The sequence below is a fragment of the Bacillus sp. 0909A genome (assembly GCF_036765115.1).
Taxonomy (GTDB): domain Bacteria; phylum Bacillota; class Bacilli; order Bacillales; family Bacillaceae; genus Bacillus; species Bacillus mojavensis.
Genome location: NZ_JBAIZU010000003.1, coordinates 648,972 through 672,214, shown reverse-complemented (window position 1 = coordinate 672,214; position 23,243 = coordinate 648,972). Strand labels below are relative to the sequence as shown.

Genomic DNA, 23,243 nt, shown 5'->3' with positions numbered 1-23,243 from the left:
GAGCATGCTATCTATTGAGTCATTGTGCAAATCATATCGGCATCATCAAGCTGTCCAGAATGTCAGTTTTCAAGTCAAGGAAAACGAGTGTGTCGCTCTATTAGGACCAAATGGGGCTGGTAAAACCACAACGCTTCAAATGCTGTCCGGACTGCTGTCACCCACCTCCGGGACAATCAGGCTGTACGGGGAGCAAAGAGCAGATCGCAGTATGATCGGCTACCTTCCGCAGTACCCGGCTTTTTATTCATGGATGACGGCAAATGAATTTTTAACCTTTGCCGGGAGACTGTCTGGCCTTTCAAAGAAAAAAAGCCTTGAGAAAATAGGTGAAATGCTGGAGTTTGTCGGGTTGCAGGACGCGGCAAACAAAAGAATCGGCGGTTATTCTGGCGGCATGAAACAAAGGCTCGGCTTGGCTCAGGCTCTGCTTCATAAACCGAAGCTTTTGATTTTGGATGAACCGGTATCTGCCCTGGACCCTTCTGGGCGTATCGAGGTGCTGGATATGATGCGGGAGTTGAAAAAACATATGGCTGTTTTGTTTTCTACTCACGTTTTGCACGATGCGGAGCAGGTGTGTGATCAAGTCGTGATCATGCAAAATGGTGAGATTTCATGGAAAGGCGCTTTACAGCAGCTTAAAGAACAGCATCAAACGAATGTTTTCACTCTTACTGTAAAAGAGAAACTGAAGGGCTGGCTTGAAGAGAGGCCTTATATATCCCATGTCGTCTATAAGAATCCGTCCCAAGCTGTTTTTGAGCTAAGCGATACAGGCTCTGGCAGGACATTGCTGAGTGATTGTATCCAAATGGGATTGACAATCACCTGTTTTGAACAGAAAACCGAGTCTCTCGAAGACGTCTATCTTAAGGTGGTGCACGCATGAATGTCATGATGACGCTATTACAAAAGGAATGGCTGGAAGGCTGGAGAAGCGGCAAGCTGATCTGGCTGCCCATCGCAATGATGATCGTGGGGCTGACGCAGCCGCTGACCATTTATTACATGCCGGAAATCATTGCGCATGGGGGGAGCCTTCCAGACGGTATGAAAATCAGTTTTACCATGCCTTCCGGCTCTGAGGTGATGGTGAGCACGCTTTCCCAATTCAACACGCTTGGCATGGCGCTGATCATCTTTAGTGTCATGGGCAGTGTGGCGAATGAAAGAAATCAAGGTGTAACGGCGCTGATCATGTCACGGCCTGTGACGGCAGCCCAGTATATATTGAACAAATGGATCACCCAAAGCATGATTGGAATTGCGTCGTTTGCAGCTGGGTACGGACTTGCTTATTATTACGTCCGGATATTGTTTGAGCACGCATCGTTCAGCCGCTTTGCAGCAAGCCTCGGCCTCTACTCTCTTTGGATGATGTTTATTGTTACTGCAGGGCTAGCCGGAAGCGTGATGTTTCGGTCTCTCGGAGCAGCCGCGGCAGCCGGAATTGGGCTGACTGCTGCAGTTTCCTTTGCTGTCTCGCTTTTTCCTGATGGTGCGAAATGGCTGCCGGCTGAGCTATGCAAGCAGGCGGAGCATATTCTGCTTCATGGAGAGCAGGCGGACTTTTTCGGGTGGTCGCTCACATTCTCCATTCTGTGCATCATACTTCTTGCCATTTTTTCTGTGTGGCGCTTCCGGCGGTATGAAAGCTATTAACCGATCATTTTTCGCTTTGTGGCCAGCATCATCAACAAAGCGGAAAATGCCATCAATCCCGCTCCATAAAATACCTCTGCCAAACCGAAAACCTGTGCGATTTTTCCGGCGAGAAGGGGGCCGATAAAGATGCCCAGCGCATAAAACGATTGATAAAATCCCATGGCTGACATTTTTAAACGAGCTGAGCTGATATCGACGACCCGGCTTAACAATAGGGGAAACACAAAGCCAAGCGCCAGACCGATGAAAGCATGGGTCATGCAAACCGTGGACAATGAAGCTGAAAAAGGGACGAACATCAAACAGACTCCAATGACAGCAAAACAAATCAGCATGGTGCCATAGGCGATTCTCCCGGTAAAGCGCAAAAACAAAAAGCTCAGGGTAGCCGCTGCATGAGGGAGAAAAAAGGCGCTCATCACCCGAAGCAGTTCAATGTCTCCCATTCCGAGCTGATTTGTATAAAGCGGCGTAAAACCAAACACCGTCATAAATAGCACGGCATGAGCTGTCATAGATAGAATCGTGAAGAGCTTCAGCCTCGGCAGCCGCAATGTTTCTTTGATGTATTGTGTTATACGGAGAGCCTTACGTTGCCCAGGAGAAACGGACGGATCTTTAATAAAGCAGCATATCACAAGGCCGATGCACGAGGCAGCCAGTGCCATCCAAAACGGAACCTGCCTGCCTAAATGCGCTGCTGCAAGCCCGCAGAACACAATGCTGACAAACTGAGGCATGACGGTAAAAAACTGCATAATGCCCATTGCTTTTGACGCACTGCCATCTTTGAAATAATGAGCGTATAGAATCGTCGCCATCACCCACATGGATGCTGTTAACCCCGCGAGAAGCCGGGCGGTCAGGACGAAGAAAAAAGAATCAAACGCAAGAAAAAGCACGCTGCTGAGAATGGAACATCCAAAGCCGGCAATTAACAGTGGCTTACGCAGAGAAAAAAGAATTTCTGACAGAACCCCAAGCGGGAACCGCAGCAGGATTTGGGTCACCCCGTAGCTTCCGAGAATCATGCCGATCGCTCCGTATGAAAAGTGCAGATCCTCCAAATACAGGCTGAAAACAGGAACGTAAATATAGCCCGAAAACCAAAAACAAAATACCATGCATAAGAAAACGGCGTGATCTAAAGTGCCGATTGTTTTTTGCTGAGGAATCAGCGGCTGCTGAATTTCCATGTTCTCACCACCTCTTTCCTTCCAGTACAACACAATTTGTGGAAACGTTTCAATAGAGAAATGAAAAAACAGGACTTCAAAAAAGTCCTGTTCTTGGTGTTAATACGGATCAGACGGATGGCTTTCCTGTTCGGCCTGCTCGACGGCTTGAGCCGTTTCTGTCGTGCCAACCGGTCCGTTGCTGTTATTTTCTGAAGCCTTTTTCAGCCCTTCCGCCACGCGTTTTCCGTAGTCCGGATCGGCTTTTGTGAAATTCTCAATCATTTGCTCCTGAATTTCTTTTCTGCAGGTTGAAAGCGTATTGACCAGATTTGTGATGAGTTCAGTACGCTCAAACTCAGTAAATCTCCGGTACGTTTCACCGGCTTGTCCGAAATTGTTCGTTCTGTCGATCGCTTCCCGCTTCAGGTCGCCTTCGACATGCGGGGTATGGTCTTTTGCCTGCTGGTTTGCTTCCTTTAGTCCGCCCATAATAGACGGTTCATAGTTGACGTGCGGATTTTGACCTTCGCCGATATCCACACGGTATTGCATTTGCCCTCCCTGTTGGTTGGTCGCGACGTGTTTTTTCGGTGAGTTGATTGGCAGCTGCAGGTAGTTTGCGCCAACTCTGTACCGCTGCGTATCGGAATAGGCAAACGTCCGGCCTTGAAGCAATTTGTCATCAGAAAAATCAAGTCCGTCGACAAGGACCCCTGTACCGAATGAAGCCTGTTCTACTTCAGAATGGTAATTCTCAGGGTTTTTGTTTAACACTAATTTGCCGATCGGTTTCCACGGGAAATCATCCTTATACCACAGCTTAGTCGGATCAAGCGGATCAAAGTCGAGCTCCGGATGCTCGTCATCACTCATGATTTGGGCATAAACCTCCCACTCCGGATAATCGCCGTTTTCAATCGCTTCATACAAATCCTGTGTTGCGTGGTTGAAGTTTTTCCCCTGAATCTCTTCCGCTTCCTTCTGTGTCAGATTGCGGATGCCCTGTTTCGGTTCAAAATGGTATTTTACAAGAACGGCCTTGCCTTCCTCATTCACCCATTTGTAGGCGTGAACGCCTGAACCCTGCATCTGCCGGTAGTTGGCAGGAATGCCCCAAGGCGAAAACAAGAATGTGATCATATGTGTCGCTTCAGGAGATTGAGAAATGAAGTCGAAAATACGTTCACCATCTTGGATATTGGTCACCGGGTCAGGCTGAAACGCGTGTACAAGGTCCGGGAACTTCAGCGGATCGCGAATAAAAAAGATTTTCAGGTTGTTCCCGACCAAATCCCAGTTTCCGTCTTCGGTATAAAGCTTAACGGCAAAACCGCGGGGGTCCCGTAAGGTTTCAGGTGAATGTTTTCCGTGATTGACCGTAGAAAAACGGACAAATGCCGGCGTTTTCTTGCCTTTTTCCTGGAAGAGCTTCGCTCGCGTGTACTTTGAAATCGGCTCGTCTCCAAAACTTCCGTAGGCTTCAAAATAACCGTGTGCGCCCGCGCCCCTGGCATGTACAACACGTTCAGGGATGCGTTCCCGGTCAAAGTGGCTGATCTTTTCGAGAAAATCGTAATTCTCCAGCGTTGTTGGTCCTCTGTTCCCGACCGTTCTCACATTCTGGTTGTCAGTGACGGGATGCCCCTGTCTGTTCGTTAAGGTATCCTCTGACTCGTTTTTCCCGGATGTCTTATGAGAAAGCGCATCCTCACTGCCTTCGACATTTGTGCCATGATATTCTTTTTGATGATCATCTTTCATTGATTGATCCTCCTTTTTAAACAATAACAATATTCCCTAGATGGAAGAATTTTAAAACTGAAGTTTTTTTTTAGCTGCTTCGGGAATGGTACAATTACCAAACCGAAAAAAGGAGAGTACGACATCCGTGACCAGAAAAAGAAATCCGCTGCCCATCACGTTTTATCAAAAAACGGCCCTAGAATTGGCTCCCTCTCTTCTTGGCTGTCTTTTGGTAAAAGAAACGGATGAAGGGACAGCTTCAGGTTATATTGTGGAAACAGAGGCCTATATGGGAGCCGGGGACAGAGCGGCCCACAGCTTTAACAACCGCCGGACGAAACGGACTGAGATTATGTTTGCTGAAGCTGGCCGTGTGTATACGTATGTGATGCACACCCATACATTGCTGAACGTCGTTGCCGCAGAAGAGGATGTTCCGCAAGCGGTATTAATCAGGGCGATTGAGCCTCAAGAAGGCCAGCTGTTAATGGAGGAAAGAAGGCCGGGCCGGTGTCCGAGGGAATGGACAAATGGTCCCGGAAAATTGACGAAAGCGCTTGGCGTCACGATGAATGACTACGGGCACTGGATCACGGAACAGCCGCTTTACATTGAAAGTGGGTACACACCGGAAGAAATATCAACCGGCCCGCGGATCGGCATTGACAACAGCGGAGAGGCGCGCGATTATCCGTGGCGTTTCTGGGTGACGGGAAACAGGTACGTATCGCGTTAGCATGTTTAAGCAAAGGGGAATCTAGGGAATAGTTGAGAAAAAAGAAGGGAGAATCGGAGCTTTGAAAAAAATGGTCAAAACCGTTATCAAATGGGCGCCGGTCATTTACCCGATCGTTCGAAAAATCATGAAAGACCGCAAGGCGTCTAAACAAAAGAACATGTCCGCATCCCGAACAGCCGGCTGATTCCGGCTGTTTTTTTATGGGTCTGTTTTCCCTCTTGTCCTCCCGATGTTCATTGACTTGCATTTCTCCCCATTATAGAATTTATATACATTTTGCTTTCCCTTCACCACATCCTTTCTGCCTACTTATGTAATTCCTGCATCTATCATGATAGGAGGTTTTTCTCATGCTGCATGGGCGACTTCGTGAAATTCTGCGCTTATTGATGGCGGCAGAAGCTCCGGTGACAAGCTCGGTATTTGCCGCACATTTACATGTGACGACGCGGACGGTCCGCAATGATATAAAGGAACTCCAAGATGTGATAAGCGCCCATGGCGCTTTGGTTCAATCGGTAAGAGGCTCGGGATACAAGCTGCGCATTCATGACGACCAGACCTTTAGAATGCTGCTGCAAGACGAGTTTCATCAGAAAAAGGGACTGCCGGTAATTCCCGAGGAGAGGATTACATATCTCATGAAACGGCTGCTGCTGGCGGATCATTATCTCAAGCTGGATGAGCTGGCTGAAGAACTATTTATCTCAAAATCTACACTTCAAACCGATTTAAAGGAAGTGAAGAAACGGCTGCTCCCTTACCGCATTGTCATGGAAACACGCCCGAATTACGGCTTCAAGCTGCGCGGAGATGAGGTGCAGATGAGGTATTGTATGGCGGAGTACATTGTCGATGAAAGAGAAACAGAGATCGATGTTCTGAATGAAAAGGCTGATATATTGCCGAAGGAACAAATCGATATCATCCATTCTATTATTATGAAAAGGGTCAAAAATGACCGGATTCCTCTGTCTAACCTTGGATTGAATAACCTCATCATTCATATCGCCATCGCCTGTAAGCGGATCAGAACGGAACACTATGTGTCTCTTTTCCCGGAAGATATGGAACACATTCTGCATCAAAAAGAATACCAGACTGCAGAAGCCATTGTGAGAGAACTGGAATCAGCCCTTGATGTCACGTTTCCGGAAAAAGAAACAGCATATATCGCCATGCATCTTCTCGGCACGAAACGAATGACACAGCCGCAGTGCGGGGACGGCGAATTTTCAATTGATGAAGAAACAGATCGGCTGACTGCCGCCATGATCGAAGCGGTCGATCGAGAATTAAAGCTCGGCATCCTGCATGATCAAGAGCTGAAAATCGGCTTGGCACTGCATGTAAAACCCGCGGTCACCCGCAACCGGTATGGTATGAATCTGAGAAATCCGATGCTGGCAGCGATCAAAGAAAATTATCCTCTCGCCTTTGAGGCCGGAATCATCGCTGGAATCGTCATAAAAGAGAAAACGGGCATTGATATCCATGAAAATGAAGTCGGTTATTTAGCTCTGCACTTCGGCGCCGCAATTGAACGGAAGAAAACAGAAAGCCCGCCGAAGCGCTGCATCATCGTTTGTGCATCGGGTGCCGGAAGCGCCCAGCTTCTGAGGGAAAAACTTCGCTCCCATTTCGGCAAACGGATTGATATTCTCGGCACGGCTGAATATTACAGTCTTGACCAGATGTCTTACGAATCGATTGATTTTGTTGTCAGCACCATTCCGATCAAAAAAGAACTCCCTGTGCCTGTACTGAAGGTAAACACCATCTTAGGCGGAACCGATTTTGCAAAAATAGAATCTATCCTCAATGATGAGAAAGAAAAAGCGATCAGCTATCTCAAAAAAGATCTCGTTTTTTTTCAGAAGGATCTGCGTTCGAAAGAAGAAGTGATTCAATTTTTAGGTCAGAAAGCAGTGGAAGGCGGCTATGCGAATAAGGAAATCATAGATTCTATATTTGAAAGAGAAGAGATGTCGCCAACGTGCTTCGGCAACCTCGTGGCCATTCCGCACCCGCTCGTCCCGCAGACGCAAACGACATTTTGGGCCGTCTGCACGCTCAAAAAACCGATAGACTGGGAGAATAAACGGGTTCAATTTGTCTGCCTGCTTTGTGTCGAAAAGGAAAACAAGGCGGATTTGCAAAGCATGTATAAACTGCTCGGCAGCATTTTGGATGACCCGGCAGCGGTAAGCCAGCTGTTAAAAAGCCGCACATACCAAGAGCTCTCCGATGTGTTTGACAAAAAACGATAAACTGACAGCCTGGATATACCTTTTTTCCGTTTCCTGCGGAAAAACCTTGAGTGTTTATGAAAGCGATTTCATAATATGATGTTATCAACAGCAGGACATACAAATTCTATCAAACTCTTAGGGGGTCTCTTACATGAATATATTACTCGTTTGTGCAGCAGGCATGTCAACAAGCTTACTCGTCAGCAAGATGGAAAAAAGCGCGCAGGAACAAGGAAAAGACTATACCATTTGGGCAGTATCAGGTGATTCTGTACAAAATCATATCGATAAAGCGGATGTATTGCTCCTCGGCCCGCAAGTCCGTTACATGCTTCCTCAGCTGAAAAAACTAGGTGAATCAAAGGGTGTTCCGGTAGACGTCATTAACACAGTCCATTATGGGACGTGCAACGGAGCGGAAGTGCTGAAATCGGCTGAACAGCTTGGAAACGCGTCATAGAGAGGGGCGGGCTATGTGAATAAAGTCAATCAGTTGTTAGAAGAGAAGGTCATGCCTATAGCAGGAAGAATTGCGGGACAGCGTCATTTGCAGGCGCTCCGTGACGGTATCATTTTAACAATGCCGCTTATTATCATCGGCTCCTTTTTCCTCATCATCGGCAACCTCCCGATTCCCGGATATGCCGATTTTATGGCAAAAACGTTTGGAAGCGCTTGGTCAGAGAAGCTCGCTTACCCGGTTGACGCGACCTTTGAAATTATGGGGCTTGTCGCTGCATTCGGCATTGCCTACAGGCTGGCCGAGAAATACGGGGTTGATGCTTTGTCGGCAGGTGCCATCTCTCTTGCGGCTTTCCTCTTAGCGACACCATATCAAGTGCCGTTTACGCCGGATGGCTCGACAAAAGAGATGATGGTCAGCGGCGGTATTCCGCTATCGCTGATGGGAAGTAAAGGCCTGTTTGTCGCCATGATTATCGCAATGGTGTCAACAGAGATTTACCGTCTCATTATCCAGCGTAATATGGTTTTTAAAATGCCGGATGGCGTTCCGCCAGCGGTCAGCAAGTCATTTGTCGCTTTAATCCCCGGCTTTGCCGTCATCTTCCTGATTTGGGCAGCCCGACTGATTGTGGAAGCGACGCCGTTTGAAAGCCTTCATAATATTGTAAGCGTTTTACTGGGGACGCCGCTCTCCATTCTTGGCGGAAGTCTTGGGGGAAGCCTTATCGCAGAAGCTGTCAAAATGCTTTTATGGGCCTGCGGTCTTCATGGCGCCAACATTGTCGGCGGCGTCATGGCACCGATTTGGTACGGCGCCATGGATGCCAACCGGATCGCCTTCCAAGCCGGTGAGGCACTGCCTAAAATTTTCACCCAGCAATTTTTCGATATCTGGATCAATATCGGCGGAAGCGGTGCCACTCTTGCACTGGTTGTCACGATGTTCCTTCGCGCCCGAAGCAAACAAATGAAGCAGCTCGGAAAGCTTGCGATCGGCCCGGCGGTCTTCAATATTAACGAACCGATCATTTTTGGAATGCCGATCGTCATGAACCCGATGCTCTTAATTCCGTTTATCGTCACGCCGCTCATCACACTGACACTCACATACATCGGAATGAGCACCGGACTTGTCGCCAAACCGGCGGGTATCGCAGTCCCTTGGACCATGCCGCCGATCTTTTCAGGCTATTTGGCGACAGGAGGCAAAATATCAGGCGCGGTCATGCAAGCCATTAATATCACCGTTTCCTTTGTTGTCTACTACCCGTTCTTCAGAATGTGGGATAAACAGAAGCTGAAAGAAGAAAACGAATTAGAGCTCGTTCAAACGCCTGCTGTTTCAGACGACAAAGAGGCAGCTTTGTAAAGAAAGGAGTGAATCGCGTGAATGAGAAAATGGAGCAAATTATTTTTCAAATCATACTTCACGGAGGAAACGGAAGGAGCTCCGCAATGGAAGCGATCGCCGCCGCGAAAAACGGCGACAGCGAAGAGGCGCGGAATAAGCTTCAAGACGCTGCGGATGAATTGTCAAAAGCCCATCATTATCAGACAGAACTGATCCAAAGTGAAGCAGGCGGAGATAAAACAGAAATGACACTGCTGATGGTCCACGCGCAGGATCATTTAATGAATGCCATGACAGTCAAGGATTTGGCGGCTGAATTCATTGAGCTATATGAAAAAATCACCGTGCAAGGGGGAGCAAGCATATGACAAAAGGATTGAAAATTGTAACGATTGGCGGAGGTTCAAGCTACACACCGGAGCTCGTGGAAGGTTTAATCAAACGGTACGAAGAGCTGCCTGTACGTGAATTATGGCTCGTTGATATTCCTGAAGGCGAGGAAAAGCTGAACATTGTCGGCACGCTCGCCAAGCGGATGGTTGAAAAAGCTGGTGTCCCGATTGACATTCACCTCACTTTGGACAGAAGGGAAGCGCTGAAAGATGCAGACTTTGTGACGACTCAATTTCGGGTCGGATTGCTGCAAGCGAGAGCCAAGGATGAGCGCATTCCATTAAAATATGGCGTCATCGGCCAGGAAACAAACGGCCCGGGAGGACTCTTTAAAGGATTGCGCACGATCCCGGTCATCTTAGAGATTGCCAAGGACATCGAGGAGCTTTGTCCGAATGCATGGCTCGTTAATTTTACAAACCCTGCAGGTATGGTGACGGAGGCCTTGCTTCGCTACTCCAACCTGAAGAAAGTTGTTGGTCTCTGCAATGTTCCAATCGGCATGAAAATGGGCGTAGCGAAAGCGCTCGATGTAGAGGTTGACCGGGTAGAGGTTCAATTTGCCGGATTGAATCATATGGTGTTCGGAATGGACGTCTTCTTAGACGGTGTCAGCGTCAAGGATAAAGTCATTGAAGCGATGGGTGATCCGAAAAACGCGATGACAATGAAAAACATCTCCGGCGCTGAGTGGGAGCCAGAATTCTTAAAGGCACTCAACATGATTCCTTGCGGCTATCACCGCTACTATTTCAAAACAAAAGAAATGTTCGAGCACGAGCTTGAAGCATCACAAACGGAAGGCACGCGTGCTGAAGTGGTGCAAAAGGTAGAGCAAGAGCTGTTCGAGCTTTATAAAGATCCAAATTTGGCGATCAAGCCGCCGCAGCTTGAGAAACGCGGAGGGGCATACTACAGTGACGCAGCGTGTAATCTCATCAGCTCCATTTACAATGATAAACACGACATTCAGCCGGTGAACACGATCAATAACGGTGCGATTGCAAGCATTCCAGATGATTCCGCTGTTGAAGTGAACTGCGTGATGACGAAAAACGGCCCTAAGCCAATCGCCGTAGGCGACCTGCCAGTATCTGTCCGCGGCCTTGTCCAGCAAATCAAATCATTTGAGCGTGTTGCGGCAGAAGCGGCTGTCACAGGCGACTACCAAACAGCGCTGCTCGCCATGACGATTAACCCTCTCGTACCATCCGACACAGTGGCCAAACAGATCTTAGATGAAATGCTGGAGGCGCACAAAACACATCTGCCGCAGTTCTTTAACAAAATTGAAGCATAAAAAAACGGCCCGTTTCGGGCCGTTTTTTGTTTATTTGCTTTCAGTGAGCGCTGCGACTTCAGTGGTCCATCCAAACTCATCAGGAACTGTACCCTTCTGAATGCCTGTAATCGTGTCATACAGCTTTTTGGAGATTTCTCCTGTTTCTCCGTTATTGATCATCAGTGTTTCGTCATTCCAGATCAGCTCGCCGACTGGAGAAATAACTGCCGCTGTACCCGTTCCGAAGGCCTCTTCAAGAACACCGTCTTTATGGGCTTGGATGACTTCATCAATGGTGATTCTTCGTTCTGATACCGGAAGCCCCCAATGCTTAAGCAAGGTAATGACGGAATTGCGCGTGATGCCTTCCAGAATGCTGCCGTTCAGCATCGGTGTCACAATTTCACCGTTGATTTTAAAGAAGATGTTCATGCTGCCGACTTCTTCGATGTATTTTTTCTCAATGCCGTCCAGCCAGAGAACCTGAGAAAATCCTTTCTCTTCTGCTACCTGCTGCGCTTTTAAGCTTGAAGCGTAGTTTCCTGCGGTTTTCGCATCTCCCGTTCCGCCTTTTACCGCGCGGACAAATTCACTTTCCACAGCTATTTTGACAGGCTTAATGCCTTCCTTGTAATATGAGCCGACCGGAGAAAGGATGATAAAGAGCTTATACGTATGAGATGCCGCGACACCAAGGAAAGGTTCGGTTGCGATAATGAATGGACGGATGTAAAGGGACGTGCCCTCCGCATTCGGAATCCAGTCTTTATCAATAGAGATCAGCTGTTTTAAACCCTCAAGAACCTGTTCTTCATCAATTTGCGGAATACAGATGCGGTCATTTGATTTGTTCAGGCGCTCCATGTTTTTTTCCGGTCTGAAAAGCAAAACATGGTCATCCTCTGTGACGTAAGCCTTTAAGCCTTCAAACACCGTTTGGCCATAGTGATAGACCATTGCGGCCGGGTCCATTGAAACGGGTTGATAAGGAATGATTCTCGGATCGTACCAGCCTTTATCAGATGCATAGTCCATTACAAACATGTGGTCTGTAAACACTCTTCCGAAAGAAAGCTGATGTGGATCTGGTTTCGGTTTTTTGGCTGATGTTAATTCAACTCGAATCGTTTGTTTAGTCATGGTCAATCTCCCTGTTGTTAAATTGTTTATATTATCAAACTTATTTGAAAATATTTTATATTCTATTGTATACCTTCACCAAATAATCGCAATAGGTTTGCTCAAATTTGTAAGAAATTTATAAGAAAAAGCAGGAGAATTTAATTCTCCTGCGCATTCATTTGTTCAAATACTCTGTCGTAATCGGCACGGACTGCATTCCGCAGACCTTCGACACGTTCATTTGTAATCTCTTGTTTGCCTTCTTTTAAGCCGTCTAAGAAATATTGAACATATTCTTCAGGTGTAATGCCGCGGTGCGTCAAACCTTGCTTATCGCGTGATTTTTGATTTAATCCCGTGTCAACCATAGGGGGCGCCATCTCAATCACTTCAACGCTTGTATCGCGAAGCTGGTGTCTGAGCGTGAGTGAGAAGGAGTGGAGCGCCGCTTTTGTTGCACAGTACACCGGATAAACAGCTAACGGGTTAAACGCGAGCCCCGATGTTACCTGAACAATTGCCGCTTCCGGCTGATTCATCAAGTGGGGTGTAAAAAGAGCTGATAAATGGACAGGCGCTTGGATATTCAGCTCAATTTCATCCCCGTCCACAAAAAGCTCCTCAGTCCCTTTTTTAAAGTCGATTTCCTTTTGAATGCCCGCATTGTTAACGAGAACGTTCAGCTTTGGAAATTCCTTCTGGACCCATTCAAACAATGCCTGACGCTGTGTGCGGTCTGCGACATCGCATTGTTTTGTATGGAGGGCTGGGAGCTGTTTTTTTGCTTCTGCAAGACGCGTTTCGCTGCGTCCGCAAATGATCACTTCATTCTCGAGCTTAAGCAGCCGTTTGGCCAGTTCAAGCCCGATGCCTGCTGAACCGCCTGTGATTAAAACCGTATTGCCTGTCATCTTCATTGATGTAACACCTCTTATCAAGCTGGCTGTGATTCCTTTACTATTTCAAATCTTAGCAGGAAATATGCAGCCGCGTCCTAATAGATGCTCACGATGAAGTAACCTTTCCGGTTTTATAGAATTCATCAATTGCCTTATCCACATACACCCAGCCTTTCCAGCCGATGTGGATGGTATCTTTCATAAAATAAGGGTCATATTCATGACCAGAAAAATCAGCGACTTGGAAGCCCTTCGCTTTAATCTGTTTATTGACCTTTTCATAATAGTCAGTGCGCCCTTTTTTCGGGAAGCCTGTGTAGTCATACCATTTTCCGTTAACAGGGATGGTGACAAACATAGGCTCTGCGCCCGCGTCTTTCAGGATATTCAGCATCAGCTCAAAGTCGCCGTATTCCGGTGACTTCGCATACGATCTGCCTTTGTTTTTCCCTTTCAGCTTAGGCACTTTCGGCTTTAGCTTTTTATAAACAGGATTGTCGATGTGAAAATCGTTAGACCCGGAGTGGCGTTTGCCTGATTCATCGGCCAGTTTATTTAATTCCGACCATGACTTATCCTTCACGGATTGTGAGATATAACGCTTTGGTCCTGTGGTTTCCGTCGCTGAATAATAAAGGTCTTTCTTTTCGAGCATCTTGTAATAAACTTTTGCCGCCGGCTTCAGCGCGTTCACTTTCCATGTCTGACCGTTCACCATCGCCTTATAAAGCTCGGAAAGTACAGCATCGTTTTGAACAGCTTTGAAGCGCAGCATACGCTTCATCATTTTCTTTTTCACGTCAGGATCGATCTGTTCGTTAAATGCCAGATCCAGCCCTTGAAGCGCGGAATAGTTCGGCGCAAAATGCTGTTCATCAGACCCGCGCTTAATAAACCACTGCGGAGAAACGATGAAAACAATTTTTTTGCCCTTCAGCTGATCCATATGGGCAGCGAAGTTTAAAGAATGTATCAATGACTGGGACCCGCCTTTGCCGACAAGGTAAGGCGTAAATCCCTCATTGTTTACTTGAAAATAATTAGATGGGTGGAACTCGTCCAGCCGAGAAAGCTCAGAAGACCCGTAAATCGGAAGATACTTCGGATCATTGAGCATCTGATTTTGTAAATAAAGCCCCTGAAACATACTCGGGTTCAAGGTTGTTGCTGACTCTTCAACCCGTTTATCAGTAATAAAACGAGTCAGCCATGAAGATGGAACTGCGATGGCGCCTGCGAATAGAATAAACGCCAAAATAATTGGACCGAAAAAACGCTTTTTCATTATTTCAACTCAGACAGCTGGTTTACAATGTTATTAGGCGTATTCCATACATCCCGGTCGAATTCAGTGATAGGCACCAGAATATCAAAACGGTTTTCAATCGCAAGCAGCAATTCTACTGTTCCAAAAGAATCAAGCAAACCTTCTTCAAAAATTTCAATATCAGGGTTTTCCTTTACGATGTCATCCTGGCAAACCTCTGCTAAAACGTCTAATACCTCTTGTTTAAAATCCATAGTTTTCTAATCTCCTTTAATGATGGTGATGAAATGGTTTTCCTGAGAAAATATAAAACCCAAAGCAAACAAAATGGAACGTGATCACAATGGCGAGAATCGTTGTCCAGCGGTTGGACGGGAGCCATTTATATTTCTTATTCCACTTCTCGAAAAAGTTGTAACACGTCATCAGGACGGCGTGATAGAGGCCGTAGATGATATATTGCGGCGCAAGGCCGTGCCAAACCCCCATCAGCATAAACAGCAGGAAATACCCGATATTTGAGACGGCCATACGGTTTTTGATCCACTTTTTCTTTGTCATCCAAAATACAAATCTCATAAATACATAGTCTCTGAACCAAAATGACAGAGACATGTGCCAGCGGTTCCAGAAATCTTTAATATTTTTGCTGATAAACGGTTTATTAAAGTTTTCCGGCGATTTAATCCCCATAATATAGCTGACCCCGACGGCAAACATCGTGTAGCCGGCAAAATCAAAGAATAAATACATGCTGTAGCCGTACATGTACAGCAGATTCCCGAGGATCTTATTGTGCGTGATCGCGGGAAGGTTCATGATGAAATATGTGTTGATCGCATAGCCGATAATGAACTTGTAAAGGAATCCAATGAAAATCTTGTGAATCCCCGTATACAGCAGATCGGCATATTCCTCTTTTGTCCAGGCCTTCTGCTCATCCTTGACGAATCTGCGGTACCTGTCAATCGGACCGGAAGAAATCGTCGGGAAAAACAGGATGAAATACAGCAGGCGGTGAAGCGGCAGCTGTTCCTTCAGCAGCCCGTCTCTCGCTTCCATAATCAGCTGAACGCCTTTAAAGGTTAAATACGAAATCCCTAAAAAGCTGATCAGGTTATGCGCCGGATGATGCGGCTGCGGATGAGAAAGAAACGGCCATATTTTTGACAAGAATAAAGGCAGAATAGACGCGATAACAGCCGAGCAAAAGACAAAGCCGCTGTTCGCTTTCTGCCGGTACGCCAGGTAGCCGCTGATCAGGAGCACCTGCCATATGGTAAACAGACACAGGGCGATGACGCCGTGTAAGTCATGCGAGAAAATCAGAGCCAATATAAGAATGGATATAAACATGTTGTATGCCTGGAATCTTTTCCCGTTTAGGCCGAGAATAATGGTCGGCAGAAGAAGAATGCCAAGCAATATAAAGAATAAAAATGAGCTGTAAGGCGTCATACAAGAACCTCTTCGCGGATGCGTTTCCTGTCAATTTTGCCGTTAGCCGTCATTTGAATGTGATCCTGATAAATGAACTTTCTCGGAATCATATAAGCCGGCAGGGAAGCGGCAAGCTCTTTTTTAATCGCACTTGTCAGCTGGAACTCCTTCTGGAATTCATGCTCCTCAGGCACAATTGCAGCTATCAGATATTCAACTGTTCCGTTTGGCTGATACGGAATCACAACAGCTGAGCGCACGTACTGAGACTGTCTCACATGAAACTCAATTTCCTCCAGCTCCATTCGGTACCCGTGAAGTTTAATCTGGAAATCCAAGCGGCCTTGGCAGAAAATCTGACCATCTTGTGTATAACCAGCATCGCCAGTTCGGTATGCCCATTGGCCTTCATAAGAGAAGAACGCTTTATCTGTCAGCTCAGGCTCACCGAGATAGCCGCGGCTTACACTCGGACCTGCAATGACAATTTCGCCTTTTTCTCCATCCGGGAGCTGATTTCCCTGTTCATCCATAATCAAAATGTTCATATCTGGTTTGGCGAAGCCGACTGGCAGAGATTCGTGCCGGCTGATGATGTCACTTGTAATTTCAACGGACGTAACAGCGACTGTCGCCTCAGTCGGACCGTACGTATTAAAGATTCTAGCTTTCGGGAAACGCTCAAGCAGCGCTTCGGCTACAGAAACCGGGAGAACCTCTCCGCAAAACATAAATGTGTCCGCCTCAGGAAGCAGATCTTGTGAAAATCCAGGGTCCATCAGGCACATTTGCACAAAGGATGGCGTCGATGTCCATATATTCAGCCCGGACTTTTTGAGCTCTTCGAATAGGATCTTCGGCTTATTCACGGCGTCCTTTGTCACACAGTGTAAAGTACCGCCTGACTGAAGGCACGGATAAAGATCCATGACGGATAAATCAAATGAAAACGGCGCTTGGTTTAAAAACGTTTTGCCTCCGTTGATCGGGAAGTCCGCGCAAATCCAGTCTGTGAAGCTTTGAAGGTTCTCGGCTGAAATCTGCACGCCTTTCGGATTGCCCGTGCTTCCGGAAGTGTAAATGATATAAAACGTTTCGTGTTCCGTCACCCATTGATCACGGCTGACAGTGCCTTCGTTTTCCAGCAGTTCTTCCGCTGAAACTGTTTGAATCAGCCCGCTGTCAATATCAACAGGAAGACCAGATCCATGAATCAGCAATTCGGCGCCCGAGCTTTCAATAATTTTCGCAATCCGCTCGGACGGAATGGACAAGTCAACCGGGATATAAGGGTGTCCCGCCTTGACGCTTCCTAAAAAGGAGACAATCATGTGCGGCTCCATATGTCCGTACACCAGAACAGGAGAACCCTTTTCTCCGGAAACGCGTTTTTTGATTGCGGCAGCCGCGCGGTCAGACAGTGCCCAAAGTTCCTGATATGTGAGCGACTGGCCTTGAGAGCGGAAGGCTTCGGTTTGCGGATAAGTTTCCGCATGTGTTTGAATAGCATCTAAAAGTTTCATTGTTATTCTCTCTCCAATTAGAAATCGTTATAAATATAAGAACCGGTATTCGCGGTGTGAAAACCATACATAAAAAACAAAACAAGCAGTATCAACAAATAAAAGCCTGTATGACAAGTCCACTTGACAGCGGGTTTTTCATACAGCTGTTTCATCAATTGCAGCATATCTAAATTCCCTTCCCGTTTTTTCGATAATTACATGAGTATATGACGAGCGGATGCGCAAAAAGTTTCATATTTTCCCTAATCTCCCTCAAATTTATATATCGGCTTCTGCCTTCAGAAGTGAATTTTTATCTCAGAGAGAGAGTATGAATGAAGCTTCTCTGACTGATTCATTATAAAGGAAAGATCAAATGTAATGAAGAAAACTTTTTAACTTTTAAAAAGCGAAAATGTATTTAAAAAAATTTTTCCGCTCCTGTTTGTAAAGGCACAGGCAGAACCCTAATGAAATCAGGGCAGAAAGGGTATAATAAGAAGGAAAACGCCCGCTCAAGGTATCTTGTGAAATGGTGGAGAAGTCATTATGATAGATAAGGAAGCAAAACGCAAGTCTCATCAAGTGGCCGGCTGAAATAAAGTAAGCCTTTTAATAGAAAGGAAGAGGAAGATGAACCAAACAAATAAGGGTGAGGGTCAGACAGCGCCGGAAAAAGAAAGTATGGGGCAGATTCTTTGGCAATTAACGCGTCCGCATACATTAACGGCGTCGTTTGTTCCTGTGCTTTTAGGAACAGTTTTGGCGATGTTTTATGTGAAGGTTGATTTGCTGCTGTTTCTGGCTATGCTGTTTTCTTGCTTATGGATCCAGATCGCGACGAACTTATTCAATGAATACTACGATTTTAAACGCGGGTTAGATACAGCTGAATCTGTCGGAATCGGCGGCGCAATTGTCAGACATGGTATGAAGCCCAAAACGATTCTGCAATTAGCTCTCGCTTCATACGGCATTGCCATTTTGCTCGGTGTGTATATTTGCATGAGCAGCAGCTGGTGGCTGGCTGTCATCGGCCTCGTGGGAATGGCGATCGGTTACCTGTATACAGGCGGGCCTCTGCCAATTGCATATACACCGTTCGGTGAGTTATTCTCAGGCATTTGCATGGGTTCGGTATTTGTGCTGATTTCATTTTTTATTCAGACAGATAAGATCAATATGCAAAGCATTTTGATTTCGATTCCGATTGCGATTCTTGTCGGCGCGATTAACCTGTCGAACAACATTCGCGATATCGAAGAGGATAAAAAAGGCGGACGCAAAACATTGGCAATCCTGATGGGGCATAAAGGAGCTGTCACTCTGCTGGCTGCATCTTTTGCTGTCGCGTATATTTGGGTTGTCGGCTTGGTCATTACAGGAGCTGCAAGCCCATGGCTGTTTGTCGTCTTTTTGAGCGTGCCTAAACCAGTTCAGGCGGTGAAAGGCTTCGTCAAAAAAGAATTGCCAATGAATATGATTGTGGCGATGAAATCTACAGCGCAAACCAATACATTTTTCGGATTCCTGCTGTCAATTGGATTATTGATCAGTTATTTCCGGTAAGAAAGAAGACCGCTTTTTCATGCGGTCTTTTTTTGTTACATTCGACAGGATTTTGTAAAAAAATTCATAGAACCTAGCAGCAGGCAGGCACGTCTAGTACATGGACAGCGGATAAAGATCCGTTAAAGGAGATGACGAAAATGGATTTATCTGTAACACATATGGACGATCTAAAAACGGTCATGGAAGATTGGAAAAACGAACTGTTGGTTTATAAATTCGCACTTGATGCACTTGATACAAAGTTTTCGATTATCAGTCAGGAATATAATTTAATTCATGGCCACAATCCGATTGAGCATACAAAATCGCGTGTGAAAAGCTTTGAAAGCATCGTAAATAAACTCATGAGAAAGGGCTGCGAGATTACGACACAGGAAATGAAGGAACATATCAACGATATTGCCGGTGTGCGTATCATTTGTTCCTTTATTTCTGATATTTATAATGTCGTGAACGTCCTGAAGCAGCATGAGGATTTGCGGATCGTGAAGGTAAAGGATTATATTCAGAATCCGAAGCCGAACGGCTACCGAAGCCTGCATTTGATTATTGAAATGCCTGTGAACTTAACGAACAGGGTGGAATACGTCAAAGCAGAAATTCAAATCCGCACCATCGCCATGGATTTCTGGGCGAGCTTGGAGCATAAAATCTACTATAAATTGAACAACGACGTTCCTAAACATTTAACCGATGAACTGAAGGAAGCGGCGGAGATTGCCCATTATTTAGATGAGAAAATGCTGGGGATTAAGAAAGAAGTGGATTAAAAAAAGACGGCAGCGATGTGCCGTCTTTTTTTTATTTCATATCTTCATAAATGTCAGAGGCTTTTGCCTTTATTTGTTTCTTATTGGCTTTCGGTTTTTTCTCTTTCTTCACAGCTTCATAGACAGAGGCTGTCACAAGGTCGCCGGCCTGCTGAAGGCGTTCTTTACTGATATGTTCGATAGAGTCTTCAGGGGTATGGTACCACGGCTCTACGTCTTCGGTTTCTGGATCTCCCCAAATAAAGTTAGCGGAATCTATACCGGCTTCATGGAACGGCACGTGATCGGATGAGCCTCCTTGTGTCAGAGACAGGCTGTCGAATCCAATTTTTTCAGCGGCCGTATGGCTGGATTCCCAAACGTAGTTAGATTGTCCATCCAATGTGTTGACATACAGCTCAGACGCATTCTCCCAGCTTGTACCCACCATGTCTAAATTGAAGTTCACTTCGCTTCGTTTCAACTCTTTTTCTGATAGATGATCTACATAATGAGAGGAGCCGAGCAGGCCGAGCTCTTCAGCGCCAAAAGCGATAAAGCGGATTTCCTTGTCAGAAGGAATGCTTTTCAAGACGCGTGCCATCTCCAGCATGACAGAAGTTCCTGATCCGTTGTCATTTGCGCCGGGTGAGAAAGGAACACTGTCATAATGTGCTGTGACGTACACAATATCAGGATTTTTGATGTTCTTTGGTTTTTTGACACCGATGATGTTCTGGGAGGTTTGATTTGAGAGCGCGTTTATTTGTAAGGTTGCTTCTTTTTGCTGGATAAGGGTTTCACCGTCTTCTTTTTTAATTCCGACGACAGGGATGCTGACTGTATTTCCTGATAGATTTGGGGTGACAGGAACAAGGCTTTCTTTGTTGTTATAAATGATGACAGCCTTCGCTCCGGCGTCTTCGGCGTTCTTGGCTTTCTCGTAAAATGTCAGGTCTCCTCTTGAAATCAAGGCGATTTTGCCCTTGGCGTCAGCGGTGAAGTCCTTTGGATAGCCTAAGCCGGCATTGTAAAGCGGAGCCGTCAGCCCTTTTTCCTCAGTCGGGGCTGAGCCGGATGCCGCCCGGAGAAGAATGTCGCGTCCTTCTGAAGACAGCGTTCCCTCAAGCCGGTCAGGAATGCCGAATCGTTGAACCTTCACATCAAGCTTTAATTTTCTCAAGGTTGAGACGATCCATAAGGCACTCTTTTTTTCAGCGGCAGTTCCGGCTATTCTGGGGCCGATTGTTTCACTAAGCTGAGAAATGGTGGAATACGCACGCTTTGCTTTGAATGGAAGCTCCCGCTGGCTATCTGATACTTGGACAGCGTGCGCAGCAGGGGTGACACTCTGTGCTGGCAAGAGAACCGTGCCGGCCGTGAAAACGGCCATTGTTATTACAGTCAAAAGCTTTTTCATAAACATGAACCTCCCCTAATGTTTGGATGGGGAATATTTCGGGATGCTAAAGGGTTTTCCTGCTACCTGAAGCGCATTTTTGAAAAGACAGTGCTTTATACCTGCAAAAAAACGCTTATGAAAGCCGATTTCATAAGCGTCAGGACATCAAATTATTGGAGTTTTAAAAACTTGCGTTTGCCGACCTGGATGATCATATTCTCTTTTATCTCTGCATCGGCGTGAATGTCTGTTATTTTCTCTCCGTTCATCCGGACACCTCCGTTTTGAATCATGCGGCGCGCCTCGCTTTTCGAAGAGAGAAGATCAAGAGTGACGAGCAGATCGATCATCGCTATTGTTTTCTCACCTTTCCAGTTTACAGCCGGAATATCCTCAGGCAGGCTGTTTTCCTGAAAGACTGTTTTGAAAGATTGTTCGGCTGCTTCAGCGGCTTCCAATCCGTGATACATTCGGACGATTGTTTTGGCTAAAAGCATTTTGGCATCTCTTGGATGAACGGCGCCGGTTTCTAAGTCCTTCACGAGCTGTTTTTTTTCTTCAAGCTCAAGATCCGTAGCCAAATGGATGTATTTTTTCATTAGGCTGTCGGGCAGTGACATCGTTTTCCCGTACATGTCGTTTGGATGTTCGTCAATGCCGATATAGTTGTTTTTTGACTTCGACATTTTTTCAACGCCGTCCAAGCCTTCCAAAAGCGGCATCAGGATGACGACTTGTTTTTCTTTGTTGTATCGTTCTTGGAAATGCCGTCCCATCAGCACATTGAAATGCTGGTCTGTTCCGCCTAATTCGATATCGCTTTCCAGAACGACGGAATCGTATCCCTGCATCAACGGGTAAAAAAATTCATGCAGGGAGATCGGTTTTTGCATGGCGATGCGTTCTTCAAAGTCATCGCGTTCCATTAGACGCGCTACCGTTATTTTGCCTGCCAAGTCAATGACATCCTCCAGATGCAATGTTTTCAGCCATTTCGAGTTGTAGTGAAGCTCGACTTTTTCTGGATCAAGCACTTTCCCGAATTGCTGGAAGTATGTTTTGGCGTTGTGCTGCACTTCTTCATCAGTCAGCTGCTTTCTGGCTGCTGATTTTCCGGTCGGATCACCGATTTTTCCTGTGAAATCCCCAATTAACAGCTGGACAATGTGGCCGTTTTCTTGAAATTGACGAAGCTTGTTTAACACAACCGTATGACCCAGATGTACATCCGGTGCAGACGGATCTAATCCGAGCTTAATTTTTAATGGTATTCCTGTAGAAATTGATTTCACGAGCTTGGCCTTTAATTCCTCCGGCGGTATGACTTCTTGGGCGCCTGTCATATATAAATCAAGCTGTCTTTCGACTTCTTTTTGCTGTGCTGCTGTGAGCTGATCAAATGTTTTCATCGTTCTTCCTCCTTTTTTAGAAACACAAAAAGAGCCGCATCCCGATAAGGGACGTGGCTCAATGCACGCGGTACCACCCTGGTTGAAGACATCGTCTTCCGCTCATTCGAATAACGGTTTCCCGTCCTTTGCTACTAACGTTCACAAAGAAAGCTCGGGGAGGTAATTCGCGTTTGCCTGTGTGCCGGCTCGCACCTTCCGCCGGCTCTCTGAAACAGGGAGACAAACCGCTACTGGATTCCCGTCAAAGCTTATGATGTATGAAGATTGTCCGCTACTTTTCTAAGCAGTCCTGTCAGGGTTTTCTGCTCCTCTTTTGTCAAGCCCGTAATCAATTCCGTTTCCCCTTTGTGAAACTCGGGGTAGAGTTCTTCGATCGCTTGTTTGCCAGTTTCAGTAATTGTGACAAAAACAAGTCGCCGATCTCTGGTATCGATGCTTTTGGAGCAAAAGCTTTTTTTTTCGAGCGTTTTGATCACGTTGCTTGCTGTAGCTGTTGAAATGCCTGACAGCTCAGCGATTTTTCTCGTTTCGAGTTTGCCCCATACCCATAGATCGTAAAGAATGGAGAAAGCGGTCCAAGATAATTTGTAAGAAGAAAGGACCTCAGTCTCCATTTTGACACGAAGCCTTTGCGCAGACCGATACAGATTCGTCGCGATCGAAATGGCTTCCAGGTTGAGTGACTCAACGGGCATTTGTCTAAGCTTGCTGAGTGTGTCATGCTCTTCTTTGCGAAGCTGCTGCTGTGTATTTAAACGTTCCATTTATCAGGCCTGCCTTAAATTATCAGAATCATTAGCTATG

23 protein-coding genes and 1 other annotated feature are annotated in these 23,243 nt (G+C 46.2%); of the genes, 11 read left to right on the top strand and 12 right to left on the bottom strand.

The genetic code is table 11. The features are described 5' to 3' along the window. Positions 1–4: 4 nt before the first annotated feature. Positions 5–892, top strand: a complete 888-nt coding sequence (locus V6D42_RS13570; protein ID WP_333513556.1) for an ABC transporter ATP-binding protein — start codon at positions 5–7, stop codon at positions 890–892. Then, positions 889–1,665, top strand: coding sequence for an ABC transporter permease (locus V6D42_RS13565; RefSeq protein ID WP_333513555.1), 777 nt, complete (start codon positions 889–891; stop codon positions 1,663–1,665). Before V6D42_RS13570 ends, V6D42_RS13565 begins: the two co-directional genes overlap by 4 nt. On the opposite strand, the gene V6D42_RS13560 is transcribed toward V6D42_RS13565, so the two are convergent. Both V6D42_RS13560 and katX read right to left on the bottom strand, forming a co-directional pair. Next, positions 1,662–2,864 (bottom strand): MFS transporter, encoded by a 1,203-nt coding sequence (locus V6D42_RS13560; RefSeq protein WP_333513554.1) that lies wholly within the window; start codon positions 2,862–2,864, stop codon positions 1,662–1,664. The genes V6D42_RS13565 and V6D42_RS13560 overlap by 4 nt on opposite strands. 99 nt (positions 2,865–2,963) lie before the next feature. After that, complete coding sequence (katX, locus tag V6D42_RS13555; protein WP_010332400.1) at positions 2,964–4,607, bottom strand: catalase KatX; 1,644 nt, start codon at positions 4,605–4,607, stop codon at positions 2,964–2,966. Between the two features lie 127 nt (positions 4,608–4,734). On the opposite strand from katX, the gene V6D42_RS13550 reads away from it, so the two are divergent. The 7 genes from V6D42_RS13550 to licH all read left to right on the top strand — a co-directional run bounded on the left by V6D42_RS13550 (position 4,735) and on the right by licH (position 11,089). After that, positions 4,735–5,325 (top strand): DNA-3-methyladenine glycosylase, encoded by a 591-nt coding sequence (locus V6D42_RS13550; protein ID WP_333513553.1) that lies wholly within the window; start codon positions 4,735–4,737, stop codon positions 5,323–5,325. 28 nt (positions 5,326–5,353) lie between these two features. Then, complete coding sequence (locus V6D42_RS13545; protein WP_063334873.1) at positions 5,354–5,512, top strand: hypothetical protein; 159 nt, start codon at positions 5,354–5,356, stop codon at positions 5,510–5,512. Between the two features lie 166 nt (positions 5,513–5,678). Continuing rightward, on the top strand, positions 5,679–7,598 hold the full coding sequence (gene licR, locus V6D42_RS13540; protein WP_333513552.1) for a transcriptional regulator LicR: 1,920 nt from the start codon (positions 5,679–5,681) through the stop codon (positions 7,596–7,598). A 133-nt stretch (positions 7,599–7,731) separates the two neighbouring features. After that, on the top strand, positions 7,732–8,040 hold the full coding sequence (licB, locus tag V6D42_RS13535) for a PTS lichenan transporter subunit IIB (RefSeq protein ID WP_024123336.1): 309 nt from the start codon (positions 7,732–7,734) through the stop codon (positions 8,038–8,040). 15 nt (positions 8,041–8,055) lie between these two features. Continuing rightward, positions 8,056–9,414: a PTS lichenan transporter subunit IIC gene (licC, locus tag V6D42_RS13530; RefSeq protein ID WP_333513551.1), complete on the top strand. Its 1,359-nt coding sequence runs from the start codon at positions 8,056–8,058 to the stop codon at positions 9,412–9,414. Between the two features lie 17 nt (positions 9,415–9,431). Next, a complete protein-coding gene (gene licA / locus V6D42_RS13525) occupies positions 9,432–9,764 on the top strand; it encodes a PTS lichenan transporter subunit IIA (RefSeq protein WP_333513550.1) in 333 nt (110 codons plus the stop codon). Further along, positions 9,761–11,089 carry a 6-phospho-beta-glucosidase LicH gene (licH, locus tag V6D42_RS13520; RefSeq protein WP_326329015.1) on the top strand — a complete coding sequence of 443 codons (1,329 nt, stop codon included), beginning with the start codon at positions 9,761–9,763 and terminating at the stop codon, positions 11,087–11,089. The genes licA and licH overlap by 4 nt, the downstream gene beginning before the upstream one ends. A gap of 30 nt (positions 11,090–11,119) precedes the next feature. Here the strand turns inward: licH and V6D42_RS13515 are convergent, their stop codons facing one another. The 7 genes from V6D42_RS13515 to V6D42_RS13485 all read right to left on the bottom strand — a co-directional run bounded on the left by V6D42_RS13515 (position 11,120) and on the right by V6D42_RS13485 (position 17,489). Continuing rightward, positions 11,120–12,211, bottom strand: a complete 1,092-nt coding sequence (locus tag V6D42_RS13515; protein WP_333513549.1) for a branched-chain amino acid aminotransferase — start codon at positions 12,209–12,211, stop codon at positions 11,120–11,122. A 140-nt stretch (positions 12,212–12,351) separates the two neighbouring features. Next, positions 12,352–13,110: an SDR family oxidoreductase gene (locus V6D42_RS13510; RefSeq protein WP_333513548.1), complete on the bottom strand. Its 759-nt coding sequence runs from the start codon at positions 13,108–13,110 to the stop codon at positions 12,352–12,354. Positions 13,111–13,198: 88 nt separating this feature from the next. Then, on the bottom strand, positions 13,199–14,377 hold the full coding sequence (dltD, locus tag V6D42_RS13505; RefSeq protein ID WP_333513547.1) for a D-alanyl-lipoteichoic acid biosynthesis protein DltD: 1,179 nt from the start codon (positions 14,375–14,377) through the stop codon (positions 13,199–13,201). Further along, positions 14,377–14,613: a D-alanine--poly(phosphoribitol) ligase subunit DltC gene (gene dltC / locus V6D42_RS13500; protein ID WP_003227325.1), complete on the bottom strand. Its 237-nt coding sequence runs from the start codon at positions 14,611–14,613 to the stop codon at positions 14,377–14,379. Before dltC ends, dltD begins: the two co-directional genes overlap by 1 nt. Positions 14,614–14,629: 16 nt before the next feature. Then, positions 14,630–15,817 carry a D-alanyl-lipoteichoic acid biosynthesis protein DltB gene (gene dltB / locus V6D42_RS13495; protein WP_229148499.1) on the bottom strand — a complete coding sequence of 396 codons (1,188 nt, stop codon included), beginning with the start codon at positions 15,815–15,817 and terminating at the stop codon, positions 14,630–14,632. Further along, positions 15,814–17,322 (bottom strand): D-alanine--poly(phosphoribitol) ligase subunit DltA, encoded by a 1,509-nt coding sequence (dltA, locus tag V6D42_RS13490; RefSeq protein ID WP_333513546.1) that lies wholly within the window; start codon positions 17,320–17,322, stop codon positions 15,814–15,816. The genes dltB and dltA overlap by 4 nt, the downstream gene beginning before the upstream one ends. 17 nt (positions 17,323–17,339) lie before the next feature. Next, complete coding sequence (locus V6D42_RS13485) at positions 17,340–17,489, bottom strand: teichoic acid D-Ala incorporation-associated protein DltX (RefSeq protein ID WP_010332387.1); 150 nt, start codon at positions 17,487–17,489, stop codon at positions 17,340–17,342. A gap of 448 nt (positions 17,490–17,937) precedes the next feature. On the opposite strand from V6D42_RS13485, the gene V6D42_RS13480 reads away from it, so the two are divergent. After that, complete coding sequence (locus V6D42_RS13480) at positions 17,938–18,873, top strand: 1,4-dihydroxy-2-naphthoate polyprenyltransferase (protein ID WP_010332386.1); 936 nt, start codon at positions 17,938–17,940, stop codon at positions 18,871–18,873. A 140-nt stretch (positions 18,874–19,013) separates the two neighbouring features. Further along, a complete protein-coding gene (gene ywaC / locus V6D42_RS13475) occupies positions 19,014–19,646 on the top strand; it encodes a GTP pyrophosphokinase YwaC (protein ID WP_010332385.1) in 633 nt (210 codons plus the stop codon). A 31-nt stretch (positions 19,647–19,677) separates the two neighbouring features. Here ywaC and V6D42_RS13470 read toward each other — a convergent pair whose 3' ends face one another. The 3 genes from V6D42_RS13470 to V6D42_RS13460 all read right to left on the bottom strand — a co-directional run bounded on the left by V6D42_RS13470 (position 19,678) and on the right by V6D42_RS13460 (position 23,203). Next, complete coding sequence (locus tag V6D42_RS13470) at positions 19,678–21,045, bottom strand: M28 family metallopeptidase (RefSeq protein WP_333513545.1); 1,368 nt, start codon at positions 21,043–21,045, stop codon at positions 19,678–19,680. A gap of 152 nt (positions 21,046–21,197) precedes the next feature. After that, positions 21,198–22,436: a tyrosine--tRNA ligase gene (gene tyrS, locus V6D42_RS13465; RefSeq protein ID WP_333513544.1), complete on the bottom strand. Its 1,239-nt coding sequence runs from the start codon at positions 22,434–22,436 to the stop codon at positions 21,198–21,200. Between the two features lie 44 nt (positions 22,437–22,480). Continuing rightward, positions 22,481–22,693: a binding site (T-box leader), on the bottom strand. Beyond that, complete coding sequence (locus V6D42_RS13460) at positions 22,688–23,203, bottom strand: MarR family transcriptional regulator (RefSeq protein WP_333513543.1); 516 nt, start codon at positions 23,201–23,203, stop codon at positions 22,688–22,690. (Overlaps the previous feature by 6 nt.) Positions 23,204–23,243: the final 40 nt, after the last annotated feature.